The sequence below is a fragment of the Kibdelosporangium aridum genome, from assembly GCF_900176515.1.
Lineage (GTDB): Bacteria > Actinomycetota > Actinomycetes > Mycobacteriales > Pseudonocardiaceae > Kibdelosporangium > Kibdelosporangium aridum.
Genome location: NZ_FWXV01000005.1, coordinates 704,466 through 717,233 on the forward strand (window position 1 = coordinate 704,466; position 12,768 = coordinate 717,233).

The 12,768-nt window shown below is 65.0% G+C and carries 13 protein-coding genes and 1 pseudogene; 8 read left to right on the forward strand and 6 right to left on the reverse strand.

Annotated features, from left to right (window positions below; translation table 11 throughout):
- The first annotated feature begins 106 nt into the window (after positions 1–106).
- Positions 107–1,090: an IS701 family transposase gene (locus B9C43_RS30565; protein WP_084430353.1), complete on the forward strand. Its 984-nt coding sequence runs from the start codon at positions 107–109 to the stop codon at positions 1,088–1,090.
- Positions 1,091–1,217: 127 nt separating this feature from the next.
- Here the strand turns inward: B9C43_RS30565 and B9C43_RS30570 are convergent, their stop codons facing one another.
- Positions 1,218–1,643, reverse strand: coding sequence for a DUF6069 family protein (locus tag B9C43_RS30570; RefSeq protein WP_143446693.1), 426 nt, complete (start codon positions 1,641–1,643; stop codon positions 1,218–1,220).
- A 46-nt stretch (positions 1,644–1,689) separates the two neighbouring features.
- Between B9C43_RS30570 and B9C43_RS30575 the strand changes: the two genes are divergently transcribed.
- Both B9C43_RS30575 and B9C43_RS30580 read left to right on the forward strand, forming a co-directional pair.
- Complete coding sequence (locus tag B9C43_RS30575; RefSeq protein ID WP_235038928.1) at positions 1,690–2,034, forward strand: DNA polymerase ligase N-terminal domain-containing protein; 345 nt, start codon at positions 1,690–1,692, stop codon at positions 2,032–2,034.
- Complete coding sequence (locus tag B9C43_RS30580; RefSeq protein WP_033381851.1) at positions 2,031–2,621, forward strand: uracil-DNA glycosylase family protein; 591 nt, start codon at positions 2,031–2,033, stop codon at positions 2,619–2,621. The genes B9C43_RS30575 and B9C43_RS30580 overlap by 4 nt, the downstream gene beginning before the upstream one ends.
- A 20-nt stretch (positions 2,622–2,641) precedes the next feature.
- Here B9C43_RS30580 and B9C43_RS30585 read toward each other — a convergent pair whose 3' ends face one another.
- From B9C43_RS30585 to B9C43_RS30595, 3 genes are all read right to left on the reverse strand, one after another.
- Complete coding sequence (locus tag B9C43_RS30585; RefSeq protein ID WP_084430355.1) at positions 2,642–3,820, reverse strand: PQQ-dependent sugar dehydrogenase; 1,179 nt, start codon at positions 3,818–3,820, stop codon at positions 2,642–2,644.
- A gap of 69 nt (positions 3,821–3,889) precedes the next feature.
- Positions 3,890–5,794 (reverse strand): endo-1,4-beta-xylanase, encoded by a 1,905-nt coding sequence (locus B9C43_RS58725; protein ID WP_407657128.1) that lies wholly within the window; start codon positions 5,792–5,794, stop codon positions 3,890–3,892.
- Positions 5,795–6,084: 290 nt separating this feature from the next.
- On the reverse strand, positions 6,085–6,666 hold the full coding sequence (locus B9C43_RS30595) for a TetR/AcrR family transcriptional regulator (protein WP_235038929.1): 582 nt from the start codon (positions 6,664–6,666) through the stop codon (positions 6,085–6,087).
- 102 nt (positions 6,667–6,768) lie between these two features.
- Here B9C43_RS30595 and B9C43_RS30600 point away from each other — a divergent pair, with 102 nt between their 5' ends.
- From B9C43_RS30600 to B9C43_RS30610, 3 genes are read left to right on the forward strand one after another with little or no spacing between them, the layout of a single operon-like run.
- Positions 6,769–7,725 (forward strand): ATP-binding cassette domain-containing protein, encoded by a 957-nt coding sequence (locus B9C43_RS30600; RefSeq protein WP_084430358.1) that lies wholly within the window; start codon positions 6,769–6,771, stop codon positions 7,723–7,725.
- Complete coding sequence (locus B9C43_RS30605) at positions 7,722–8,540, forward strand: ABC transporter permease (RefSeq protein WP_084430359.1); 819 nt, start codon at positions 7,722–7,724, stop codon at positions 8,538–8,540. Before B9C43_RS30600 ends, B9C43_RS30605 begins: the two co-directional genes overlap by 4 nt.
- 26 nt (positions 8,541–8,566) lie before the next feature.
- Positions 8,567–10,465, forward strand: a complete 1,899-nt coding sequence (locus tag B9C43_RS30610; RefSeq protein ID WP_235038930.1) for a potassium transporter Kup — start codon at positions 8,567–8,569, stop codon at positions 10,463–10,465.
- Here the strand turns inward: B9C43_RS30610 and B9C43_RS30615 are convergent.
- Positions 10,448–10,999, reverse strand: coding sequence for a GNAT family N-acetyltransferase (locus B9C43_RS30615; RefSeq protein ID WP_084430361.1), 552 nt, complete (start codon positions 10,997–10,999; stop codon positions 10,448–10,450). The two genes, B9C43_RS30610 and B9C43_RS30615, sit on opposite strands and share 18 nt — an antisense overlap.
- Positions 11,000–11,177: 178 nt before the next feature.
- On the opposite strand from B9C43_RS30615, the gene B9C43_RS30620 reads away from it, so the two are divergent.
- Positions 11,178–11,687: a VOC family protein gene (locus B9C43_RS30620; protein ID WP_084430362.1), complete on the forward strand. Its 510-nt coding sequence runs from the start codon at positions 11,178–11,180 to the stop codon at positions 11,685–11,687.
- Positions 11,653–12,450: a MerR family transcriptional regulator gene (locus B9C43_RS30625; RefSeq protein WP_084430363.1), complete on the forward strand. Its 798-nt coding sequence runs from the start codon at positions 11,653–11,655 to the stop codon at positions 12,448–12,450. Before B9C43_RS30620 ends, B9C43_RS30625 begins: the two co-directional genes overlap by 35 nt.
- A 76-nt stretch (positions 12,451–12,526) precedes the next feature.
- Here B9C43_RS30625 and B9C43_RS30630 read toward each other — a convergent pair.
- A pseudogene (locus B9C43_RS30630) lies at positions 12,527–12,768 on the reverse strand (transposase); the annotation flags it as partial.

Genomic DNA, 12,768 nt, shown 5'->3' on the forward strand with positions numbered 1-12,768 from the left:
GCGAACCTCTCAACCTGGTACTCGGAGTACCACCATAACCAGACTCTATCCGCGTATTCCCGCTGGCCGTCATCGTGAGGAGCGGAAACGAAGATCAGCTGGGGGCGTGGTGACGACTGTGGTGGAGGTCGCGGATCTCGGGGTGGCCGCTTTCTGCGATGAGCTCTTCAGCTCGATGACAAGGTCCGATCAGCGGCGGTGGGCCGAGGTGTACGTGCGCGGCCTTGTGTCGGTTCCCGGCCGCAAGTCGATCCGGCGCATTTGCGACGACGTGGTCGGCTGGCGCGCCGACCAATGCCTACAGCAATTCCTCAACCAGAGCCCGTGGCGCTGGGAACCGGTGCGGCGAGCACTCGCGCAGCACGCTGTCGCGGCGTTGCAGCCGAAAGCGTGGATTGTCGACGACGTGGTTTTCCCCAAGAACGGCGGCAGCTCGGTCGGTGTCGCCAGGCAATACGCCAGTTCGGAACGGCGAATGCTGAATTGTCAGCTGGGCATCGGCGTGTTCATGGCGAACGAACACGCTTCCTGTGCCGTGACCTGGCGTCTGCGTCTGCCGGAGAGCTGGGACAACGACCACGTTCGCCGCAGCCGTGCCCGGTTGCCGGAAGACGAGCGGAGCCTTCCGCGATGGCAACACATCCTCGACGTGATCGACGAGCTGGCCGGTTGGGGCTGCACAGTGCCACCGATCCTGACCGACGCCTGCGACCAGCGGCAGATCCAGCCGCTGGTGCGCGGATTGGAGAAGCGTGGGCTGCGCTACGTCATCCGGGTTCCGGAGAACGCCTCGATGTTCGACTCGCTCGGTGCCCGGCGGGTGCTTGCCGAGACATCCTGTCGCAGGCCCAAGGCCAAGTGGCTCACCAACCTCAGTGCGATCCGGTTGCCCGAGCTGATCGGCCTCGTCCACCTGAGCCACCAGACCGATCGCGACATGGCACGACTACGGGACGAGTTCGGGTTGCGGCACTTCGAAGGACGGTCGTACGCGGGCTGGCACCACCACGTAACCCTTGTGTCCGCTGCACACGCGTATTGGACGCTACAACAACTCGAGTGCGGCAGCGACGCGCTGAACGTCGTCTGAGGTGGTGCGCCAGTTGCTGAAGGCGGCCCGGATGGCCGGAACACCTTGGTACACAGTCGGTGTGAGGAAGGCTTCACCGCTTTGGGACACGCCGTCCAACACTCAGTTTGGCGAACACCCCGAAAGGTTACGCCCGTGGCGTTACCGGAAGGGCTTGGTACAGCGCGGCGACGGCACACACCGCAACGACGGTATGCATCAGGATCAGCGCGATGATCCCGACCGCGTTGGCGTTGGGCTCGAAGTCGCTGAAGAACATGGCCAGGTCCGGAATGTACGAAACCACGACGACGGTCGGTACGAGCCAGCGCAACACCTTCTGTGGATCGGACGCCTTCCAGCGGATCAGGGCCCAGCCGATAGCGCCTGCCGCGATGCCGTACAACGTGTACGGCACGAACGCGCCAATGGTGAGCGGCCCGAAGTCCTCGGACGCGCCCGCCGCGTGGGCGAGTGCCGCGATACCGATGTTCACAGCGCACGCCACCACGGCCGCGGCGATCAGGTAGCCGGCCACTGCCACCGGCTTCACGGGAGCAAGTGTCTTCGTCATGGCCATAAGTTACGCACCGCGACGGAACATGGTTCATAGTTGTTTGGTGAACCGGCCCGCGTTCGTCCTGCACGACCATCGGAAACCGAGGCCGCACTTCGACCTGAGGCTCGAGGAGAACGGCGTGCTCCGGTCGTGGGCGGTCCCGCGTGGCCTGCCCCAGAAACCAGGGGAGAACAGGCTCGCCGTCGAGGTCCCGGATCATGCCCTAGACCACCTGACCTACGAGGACGCCGACAAGTCCATCGCCGACATCGGCTGGTGGGAGGAGCACGACCGCAATGCCAGGCGCATGCTGTTCACCCTGCACGGCAGGCAGGACTCGGTCCGGTACGCGCTGATCCGCACGTCGAGTGACTGGCTGCTGCGCAGGACCAAGGAGCAAGGGTGACTTCGGAGCTGACGCGCATCCGCCTGGACCTGGTGGACGACCCCGCCAACGCCTGGGCGACCGAGCTCGGCTACCAGCCGGTCTACCAGGCCGCGGCGACCGCGAGGATCGCGATCATCGGGCAGGCGCCGGGCAAGCGGGCCCAGCAAAGCGGCGTGCCGTTCGACGACCCCAGCGGCGTGAAGCTGCGGGAATGGCTGGGCGTGACCGACGAGCAGTTCTACGACCCGAGGCTGTTCGCCATCCTGCCGATGGACTTCTACTACCCGGGCAAAGCGACGAATGGCGATCTGCCGCCGCGTCCGGACTTCGCGGAGAAATGGCATCCGAAGATCCTCGCCGAGCTGACCGACATCCGGCTGACGTTGCTGATCGGCAGCTACTCGCAGAAGCGCTACCTCAAGGGCCGGATGAAGCCGAGCCTGACCGAGACCGTCCGGTCCTATCAGGACTACCTGCCGGAGATCATGCCGCTTGTGCACCCGTCACCGATGAACTTCCGGTGGCAGAGCCGCAATCCGTGGTTCGCCAGCGAGGTCGTCCCGGTATTGCGGGACATGGTGGCCAAAGCCCTGAGCCCGCCGTGACGGGCTCAGGGCTGGTGGCATCAGCTGACGCGTTCGAAATCGACGCGGAACACTTGGCCCGCGCGGTCGGTGACCACGTACAGCTCACCGAACTTGTCCACACCGAACGAACTGACCTGGGCCGGGAACTGGCCGATCCGGGCGTTGGTGTAGGTGCCGTCGCGGTTCTTGCGCAACGCCCACGCGTTCGCCGAGCAGTAGTCGGTAGCGATGTACGTACCGAACGCCAGGCGCGCGTGCTTCAAGCCACGGTAGACGTGACCACCGATCACGGCACATCCGTCCACTCTGGTCTGGTAGTGGAAAACCGGAGCGGTGTAGTCGGCGTCCGGGGTGCACCGGGCCGCGTTGAACACCGCCGGACCTTCCATACAGGACCAGCCGTAGTTCACCCCGCCTTTGAATGGCCTGGCGTGGTTGACTTCCTCGAACGCTCCTTGGCCGACGTCGGCGATCCACAGTGAACCGTCGAGCCGGTCGAAGGAGAACCGCCACGGGTTGCGCAGACCGTACGCCCAGATCTCCGGGCGTGCCCCAGCCGTGTGCACGAACGGGTTCGACTGGGGCACGCAGTAAGGCAATTCGCCGCACGACCGGTTCACGTCGATGCGCAGGATCTTGCCGAGCAACGTCCCCAGGTTCAGAGCGTTCGCGTCCGGGTCGCCGCCGCTGCCACCGTCACCGAGACTCCAGTACAGGTAGCCGTCCGGCCCGAACGCGAGCTGGCCGCCGTTGTGGTTGCTGAACCGCGAGTGGTCCTGTGTCAGCAAGACTTGTTCGCTCGACGGGTCGCCGAGCGTGACTCGCGAGAGCGTCAACGCGCCGTCGGCAAGCCGGGTGTAGGTCACGTACACCTGGGACGTTCTGGCGAAATCGTGAGCGGGCGCGATGCCGAGCAGGCCGCGTTCGTTGGCGACGCTGTTCACCCGGTCACTGATGTCCAGCACCGGGTCGGCGGCCAAGCCGTCCGTGGGATGGAACGACCTGACCGTGCCGCGCTTCTCGGTGATGAGGATCCGGTCGCCGGCCGTGGCCATCGCGACCGGCCGCACCAGGCCGGTGGCGACCTCCGTGGTCACCACCTTCACCTGGTCCAATGGTGGTAAACCGCCGCGTTCCCCGGCGACGGCAGGCGAGACTACCGCGGGCAGCAGGGCGGCCGTCGCCAAGACGAGGCCTGTCCGTCTGAGTCCTGACATGCACAAGCTCCTCAACTGAAGTTGGGATCCAGTGCGTGGTGGTACGCCTGCCGGGCGAATCCGGTTCAATCAGGGCGATCCGCACGAGACGGACGGTTGAGCCCACTGCCCGTTGGCCATCACCGTGAAGCCGAACGTCGTGCTTGCCCCGGCAGCCAGATTGCCGTTGCCGTTGGGCTTCATCGTCATGACTGTCCCGCTTGAGTCCCAGCTCGCGGTGCCGTTCCACGTTGTGGAAACGCGCTGTGGCGCGGTGATCGTGACGGTCGAGGTCCAGCTGGTGATCGCCGCCGAGCCTGCCTTGATCGTCACCTCGCCGTTGAAGCGATCACCCCACTGCTGCGTGGTGCGGTACGAAGCAGTGCAAGAACCGTTGCCCGGCTCGGTGCCCGGGGCGACAACCTGACCGTTCGTGGAAATCATCCCCGCACACAGGTTGCGGCTGGACAAATTGGCCACGATCTGAGGGATGGCGTTGACCGTCGTCTGGTAGCCGTCGTGCATCAGGATGATGCCGCCGGGCTGCAACGTGGACGCGGCCTGCACGATCTGCGCGGTGCTCGCGTTGTTCCAGTCCTGCGAGTCGACCGTCCACATCACTTCGGTGAGACCCAGTTGTGCCTGGACTTGGCGGACCGTGCTGTTGGTTTCGCCGTACGGCGGACGGAACAGCCTCGGCGTCTGGCCAGTTGCCTGCTGCAAGGCCTGCTGGGTCTGCGAGAGTTCCGAGGTGATCTGCGCGGCGGTCATCTGCGTCAGGTGCGGGTGGGTCCAACTGTGGTTGCCGACCCACATCCCCGCGTCGATCTGGCTGCGAGTCAGCGCGGGATTCTGTTGCACCCGTTGGCCGACGTTGAAGAACGTCGCCCGCACGCCCGCGGACCGGAGCGCGTTGAGCAGCTGGGGAGTGGTTGAGCTGTTCGGCCCGTCGTCGAACGTCAGGCCGACGTATCCCGCACTGCAGTTCGAACCGCCGGGCGGCGGTATGCTGCCGCTGTTCAACGCGCTGAGCACGGCGTCGTAAGCGGGTTTCTTGCCGCCGCTGTTGTTGAACAGCAACGGAGTCTGACTGGCACGCCACGAGTCACTGTCACGGATACCCCACACTGTGATGCCATTACAGCGGGCGACGGCGAGGCAGTCCCGCACGACATTGCCGTATGTCGTCGGTGGTGCGCCCTCGATGTCCAACTCGGTGATCTGCACGTCCACGCCCAGTGCGGCGAAACTCGACAGAGTCGTGCGATAGTTCGACGGATACGGCGAGTTGTTGTTGAAATGCGACTGCAGTCCGACGCAGTCGATCGGCACGCCACGGGACTTGAAGTCCTGCACCATCCGGTAGACGGCCTGGGTCTTGGCATGACTCCAGTCGTCGGTGTTGTAGTCGTTGTAGCACAGCTTGGCGTTCGGATCCGCCGCACGCGCGGCCCGGAACGCCGCCTCGATCCAGTCGTTGCCGGTGCGCTGCAGGTTCGAGTCACGCCGCGCACCGCTGCTGCCGTCGGCGAACGCCTCGTTCACCACGTCCCACGCGTAGATCTTGCCCCGGTAGTACGAGGCGACCCGGGTGACGTGGTTGAGCATCGCCTGGCGCAGCGCGCTTCCGCTCATGTTCTGCATCCAGCCCGGCTGCTGGGAATGCCAGGCCAACGTGTGGCCACGCACGCGCATCCCTTGGGAGACCGCGTGATTGACGATGCGATCGGCGTTGCCGAAGCTGAACTGGTTCTGGTTCGGCTCGGTGGCGTCGATCTTCATCTCGTTCTCGGGCGTGACCATGTTGAACTCACGGTTCAAGATGCCGACGTACGTGCTGTCGCCGAGTTTGTGGGCCGCGACAGCAGCCCCGAAATACCGGCCCTTTTCCGCCGCCGACGCACCCAGCGTCGTGCCCGCGTCGGCGGTGCCCGGCAACAGGAACGTGCCAAGCAAAGCCAGGAGCGCGGCGTGTCTGCCCACAGTTCTGGACATCACTTCCTCCAAGGTCATCAAGGGGCTTCCGGCGCACGGAAAGCCCCGGCAGGGTTTCGAAAGTATCGAAAAATATGATGACGCTTTCGGGAATGTAGGACGTTGTTCACGGCCGGTCAAGGACTTGTTTCCGGCATGCTAAATCAAGGCCTCGAATTGGCGCGCATCGAAAGTATCGGACTGGCGCCGGTTTATGGGTCCACAGTGGATGGTTCGATTGGCGGTGGATCACAACACCTTGTGTGGGCCGATCGAGGCAGTCCTGGGGAGTGACGCGGGCGATTCTGTCTTCAGTGGACGGTCACCGCCTGGTAGACACCGTCGAGTGCGCGCAGGATCCGCGTGACGGCATCGTCCTCGTCGGGGCGTCCAGCTTCGAGCCATGCCATGATCGCCTCGATCAGCATCGTGGTCGCCAGATTCGCGCCCCACAATGCCCATGACTTGCTGGCCGCGGCCTCTTCCATGTGCGGCAGCAGTGCCGCGGCCATTGCTTCGCGTACGCCGTCGACCTCGTCGCGGAACTCGGGTTCCCTTGCCGCGTAGTGGAACAACAAGCGGAACCCGTCCGGGTCCTCGGATGCCCACTTGAGCATGCCGGGCACGGTGTGGTCGCCGAGTTCGCCCTCATCGGTGGTCGCGGCATGCATACGCAACGCCGCGCGTTCGAGAACTGCTTGGTAGAGATCGGTTTTCGAGTCGAAGTGCCGGTAGAGGATCATCCGGGTTACGCCAGACTCCGTGGCCACGTCGTCAAGGCTGGTCGGTGTGAACCCGCCTGCCTTGGCAAAGGCGCGGGTGGCCGCGGCGAGGATCTGTTCGCGGCGTTCCTCGCGGCGCATTCGGCGCGGACGCGCCTCTGGATCTGTCACGAGCGGTTGCTCCCCACGTCGGTACTCGCCGCAGTGTACTCATTGCTAAGTAGATTCTTATGTGTATATTCAAGCGTATACTTAATGACGGGAAGGGGAGCTGTGGAGACGTCAATCCTCACTGAAGGCCTGGTCAAGCGGTATGGCAGCACGCTTGCGCTGAACGGCGTCGACCTCGCCGTACGGTCCGGCACCGTTCGTGGACTCCTCGGGCCCAACGGCGCGGGCAAGTCCACGGCTGTGCGGATCATGTCCTCGCTGCTGCGGCCCACGGCCGGGCGGGTCGAGGTCGCCGGGTTCGACGTGGTGCGCCAGCCGATGGAGGTCCGCTACCGGATCGGGTTGACCGGGCAGAACGCTGCCGTGGACGACGTGCTGACCGGCCGGGGAAACCTCGAGATGTTCGGCAAGCTGTACCACCTCAGCGCCAAGCAGGCCAGGCGGCGGGCCGACGAACTGCTGGAGCAGTTCGGGCTGACCGAAGCCGCGGGCAAGCAGGCCAAGACGTACTCCGGCGGCATGCGGCGGCGCCTGGACCTGGCGATCAGCTTCATCATGGCGCCACAGGTGCTTTTCCTCGACGAGCCGACCACCGGAATGGATCCCAGGCACCGGATGGAGGTCTGGCGCGGCGTGCGGGAACTCGTCGGCAAGGGCACAACTGTCCTGCTCACGACGCATTACCTGGACGAGGCGGACCAACTGGCCGACGTCATCTCCGTGATCGACCACGGCAAGGTGATCGCCGAGGGGCCACCGGCGGAACTGAAGTCACGCATCGGCGGCGATCAACTCGACGTGGTGCTGTCCAACCAGGACGACATCGGCCGGGCTGCCGCGATCCTTGCCGCTGTCGCCGGTGTGCAACCGGTGGTGCAGAAGGAATTGTCACGAATCAGCGCGCCAGCGGTGCATCGCGCGGCGACGTTGACCGAAGTGGTGCGCCAGCTGGACGCCGAGGCGATCGTGGTGAGCGACATCGGTATCCGGCAGCCCACTTTGGACGAAGTGTTCGTCAGGCTGACCGGTCGCGATGTGCCACAGGAGGAGCTCGTATGACGACGATAGCCATTCCGAGGACGATGGCCGCCCGGCTGCGCTGGGCCATCCACGATGGACTGACGGTGGCCCGCCGCGATCTGACCCATTGGATCCGGTCAGCGGAGGAGATTCTCGGCGGGCTGCTGTTCCCGATGCTGTCAGTGGTCCTGTTCGGCTACGTGTTCGGCAGTGCGATGGTCGTTCCCGGCGGTGACTACCGCGAGTTCCTGCTGCCTGGACTGTTCGGGATGACCATGGTGTTCGGCCTGGTGATCACCGCGAACGCGATCGCGATCGACAGCGCCCGCGGCGTCACGGACAGGTTCCGCTCGATGCCGATGGCCAGCTCGGCCGTGGTCTCCGGCCGCAGTGTCGCCGACATGGTCCGGGCCACGTTGGACCTCACCGTGCTTGTCCTCTGTGGTCTCGCGGTCGGCTGGCGTCCACATGGGAGTTTCGCGGAGACCATGGCCGCGATCGGGCTGCTGTTGCTGCTGCGGTTCGCGCTGATCTGGATCGGGATCTACATTGGACTTCTGCTGCGCACGCCGGAGAGCACGGCCGCGCTGTTCCCGCTCGTCCTGCCGTTCGCCATGATCGCCAACACGTTCGTGGCACCGGCGCTGATGCCAACCTGGCTCGGGCACGTGGCCGAGTGGAATCCCATGTCAGCGACCGTTTCCGCGACACGTGAGCTGTTCGGTAACCCCGGCGTCGGCGGGGAGACATGGGCGACGCAGCACCCGTTGCTGATGGCCGTCGCGTGGCCGGTGCTGCTGATCCTGGTCTTCTTCCCGCTTTCGGTGCACAGGTTCCAGCGAATGAGCCGCTGACCTCACCGGCGGGTATCGTCCCGGAGGTGCGGCAGACCTCATCGAACAGAGTTGCGGTGATCGGGGCGCTCGGTGTGGTGTTCGGTGACATCGGCACCAGCCCGATCTACACCCTGCAGACGCTGTTCAACCCGGCCGACCCGCATCCGGTCCCGATCGCCACGCAGAACGTCTACGGCGTTGTCTCGCTCGTGTTCTGGTCGGTCATGATCATCGTCACCGTCACCTATGTACTGCTGGCGATGCGCGCCGACAACGACGGCGAGGGCGGCATCATGGCGCTGATCACGCTGGTGCGGCGGTGGGCTTCGCGGCAAGGGCGAAAATCGGCGGTCCTGTTGGCAGGCCTGGGGATCTTCGGTGCCGCGTTGTTCTTCGGCGACAGCATGATCACCCCGGCGATCTCGGTGCTGTCCGCGGTCGAAGGGCTCAGGGTGGTCGAGCCGGAGCTGGACAACCTGATCGTGCCGATCACCGTGGTGATCATCGTCGCGTTGTTCATGGTGCAACGCAGGGGAACCGCGGCGGTCGGCCGGGTGTTCGGCCCGGTGATGATCGCGTGGTTCGCGGCCATCGGCGCGTTCGGCATCGCGGGGATCGCCGGCCACCCGGAGATCCTCAAGGTTTTGTCACCGACGTACGCCCTGGATTTCCTGGCTGGGAACTTCGGCGTCGCCTTCTTCGCGATGGCCGCCGTCGTGCTCGCGGTGACCGGAGCGGAGGCGCTGTACGCCGACATGGGGCATTTCGGCCGCAAGGCGATCACACGCGGCTGGCTGGGCTTGGTGCTGCCCGCCTGCGTGCTCAGCTACTTCGGCCAAGGCGCGCTGCTGCTCGCTGACCCGGCCAACGTCAGCAGCCCGTTCTTCCTGCTGGTGCCCGGGTGGGGACGGCTGCCGATGGTGCTGCTGGCCACGGCGGCGACGGTGATCGCCTCGCAAGCGGTGATCACCGGTGCCTACTCGGTGGCGTCCCAGGCAGCCCGGCTCGGGTACCTGCCAAGGCTGCGGATCGCGCACACCTCGGAGTCCGCGGTCGGCCAGATCTACGTGCCGTGGATCAACTGGGTCCTGATGGTCTCGGTGCTGACGTTGGTGTTCGCGTTCCGCAGCTCGACCGCGCTGGCCTTCGCGTTCGGCATGGCGGTAACCGGCACCATCACCATCACCACCCTGCTGTTCTTCTACGTGGCACGACGGAAATGGGGCGTGTCGCCCTGGCTGATCGGCATCGGCGCGACCATCCTGCTGTCCATCGACCTGTTGTTCCTCGCGGCCAACATGACCAAGCTGATCCACGGCGCCTGGCTGCCACTGTTGATCGGCCTGACAGCGTTCACAGTGATGACCACATGGCAACGCGGCCGCCAGATCGTCACGGCAGAACGCGAACGAGCCGAAGGATCCCTCCGCGAGTTCATCGAGCAACTCCGCGACGGCCGGCTACCAACCCAACGAGTGCCCGGAACAGCCGTCTTCCTCAACCGTGGCAAGCAAACCGCCCCACTAGCCATGCGCGCCAACGTCGAGCACAACCATGTCCGGCACGACCACGTCGTCATCATGTCGATCGAAACCGAACCCATCCCCCGAGTGCGAGCGGAAGACCGAATAGAGGTGGACGACCTCGGCTACGGCGACGACGGAATCTTCCACGTCACCGTGAGATGGGGCTACATGGAACGGACACACGTCCCCGAGGCGCTTGCGATGCTGGACGCGGACAAAGCAGAAGGCCGCATGCAGCTTGACCAAGTGTCGTACTTCCTGTCGAAGATCGAGCTTCAGCGCGGTGACGCACCCACGATGGCGCCTTGGCGCAAACGGCTGTTCATCGCCACGTCCTACATCGCCGCCGACGCCGCTGAACATTTCGCGCTGCCCCGCAACCGCACCGTCATCATGGGCTCACACATCGACGTGTGACCATTCGTCGGCGAGCATGGCGTAGACGGCGAGGTCGACGCGTTTGCCTTTGAGGATTTCGCTTTGCCGGAAGTACGCTTCCCGGCGCATGCCCAAGCGTTCCATCAAGCGTTGTGACGCGTAGTTCTCGCCGTTGCACAGGCCAATGACGCGGTGGAATGCGTAGGTCGTGAAGGCGAGGCGGAGCACCTCGCGCGCGGCTTCGGTGGCGTAGCCTTTGCCGGCGTAATCGGGGTTCATCACGAAGCCGATCTCGGCGCGCCCGAGGTCCGCGCTGAGCCATTCCAGGTTGAAGTCGCCGATGAGCTTGCCGGATTCGCGCAGGGCGACCGCGATGGCGAGGTTGTCGCCTTCGGCCTTCAGGTCGGTTTGCTGGATGCGCTTGGCCAGCGCGGTGCGCGTCTCGTCGCGGGTTCTCGCGTCCCACAACAGATACCGCGCGACATCCGGACGCCGTTGGATGTCGTACAAATCGTCCAGGTCGGACTCGGCGAAGGTGCGGAGCACGAGGCGTTCGGTGACGGTGGGCAGCATCGCGGCCCACCGTACCAGTCCTTCAGTGAGCTACCAGGCCGAACGAAGCCGATCGGACAACATGGCATCCACAAAGGATGGTTCCCGCTCCTGCAGTTCGGGCCGACGGTCCGTGTGGCATGAAACTCACTTTCCATCGGTTGACCCTCCCGTAGCGTGAGGCTGGAGGGTGGAACGCGTGAGTGACTACTACAACGCGTTCGAGATCAGCCCCGTACCCGTTCCCGGTCCGAATGCGGTTCCGCCGGAGCCGTTCCGTGGCATCTATGGGATGCCTGCGTTCGCGACGATCCCGACGAGCGACTTGGCGGAGTCGGTGGACTTCTGGACGCGTGGGCTCGGGTTCTTCGAGCTGTTCAGCATCCCCGGCACGCTTGTGCATCTGCGCCGGTGGGCGTTCCAGGATGTACTTCTGGTCTCGGCGGCGAGCGTTGCGCAGGAGGCGCCAGCGATGAGCTTCAGTTTCGCGTGCGTGCTCAGCCAGGTTGGTTCCCTTGTCGAGGCGTGTCGGGCGTTGCGTCCGGACTCGGTCGACGGTCCGCGGGATACTCCGTGGAACACTCGCGATGTCGCTGTGATCACCCCGGAGAACGCGCGGATCGTTTTCACTGCGGCGAAGCCCTTTGACCCGGACAGTCAGGAGGCGCGGAACCTTGAAGCCGTCGGCATCAGGCTTGACCGTCGGTGAGGTCTCGACGCGGCTGGGCGTGACCGTCCGCGCGCTGCACCACTGGGATGAGATCGGTCTGGCACGACCGTCGCTGCGCACGCCTGCCGGATACCGGCTCTACACCGCCAGTGACCTGGAACGCCTGCACCGCATCGTCGTCTACCGTGAGATCGGCCTCGGCCTGGACAAGATCCAGGCCATCCTGGACGACTCGACCGCGGACGTACCCAGCGCATTGCGTGCGCAGCGCGCCCAGGTCGCCGAACGGATCGACCGCCTCCAGCAACTCAGCGCCGGACTGGACCGGATGATCGACGCCCACGAGCGCGGCCTGCTGCTGACCGTCGAGCAGCAGGCCGCGATCTTCGGCCCCCAGTGGAACCCGGACTGGCCCACCCAAGCCCGACAGCGCTACGGCGACACAACCCAATGGCAGCAGTACGCCGAACTCTCAGCCTCCCGCGACCCGGAGGAATGGCAGGCCGTCGCCGACGCCATGACCAACTTCGAACGCGCCCTCGGGGAGGCGATGGACGCAGGCATCACACCAGGTAGCCCAGAAGCGAACCAACTTGTCGAGCGCCACCGTGAAGTCTTTGCGTCGTACTTCCCCCTCACCAGGCAGATGCAGGTCTGCCTCGGCCGCATGTTCGAAGCCGAACCAGCATTCGCTGCCCACTACGACGGCATCCGCCCCGGCCTCGCCACCTGGTTCCGTAAAACCATCGACGCCAGCGCCCGAGCCCACAACATCAACCCCGACACCGCGACCTGGCAGTAGGTGATCTCCAAGATCAGGAGTCACACCACTCGTTTTACGGGGACTGTAACGCGAAGGGTGTTTCCGGCCGTTGTTGTCAGTAGGTTTCAGCGGCCGGCCAGCGGTCACTGAAGGTGATGGAGAACGCGTTCAACGCGGGCTTCCACCTCATTGTCCACCGGGCTTGCCCGGTGCCGGTCGGGTCCAGGCTCCTGGTGACCAGATACAGGCACTGAGCGCTGCTTGCTCGGTCGGGAAATGCCCTCGTGCCCGCACCGCACGACGATACCGCGCGTTCAACGACTCGATCGCGTTCGTGGAACACAACACACGCCGAAT

Coding starts and splice junctions, on each gene's coding strand:
- B9C43_RS30570 (WP_143446693.1), bottom strand. CDS start 1,643: ATGACGAAGACACTTGCTCCCGTGAAGCCGGTGGCAGTGGCCGGCTAC.
- B9C43_RS30585 (WP_084430355.1), bottom strand. CDS start 3,820: ATGTCAGGACTCAGACGGACAGGCCTCGTCTTGGCGACGGCCGCCCTG.
- B9C43_RS58725 (WP_407657128.1), bottom strand. CDS start 5,794: ATGTCCAGAACTGTGGGCAGACACGCCGCGCTCCTGGCTTTGCTTGGC.
- B9C43_RS30605 (WP_084430359.1), top strand. CDS start 7,722: ATGACGACGATAGCCATTCCGAGGACGATGGCCGCCCGGCTGCGCTGG.
- B9C43_RS30615 (WP_084430361.1), bottom strand. CDS start 10,999: ATGCTGCCCACCGTCACCGAACGCCTCGTGCTCCGCACCTTCGCCGAG.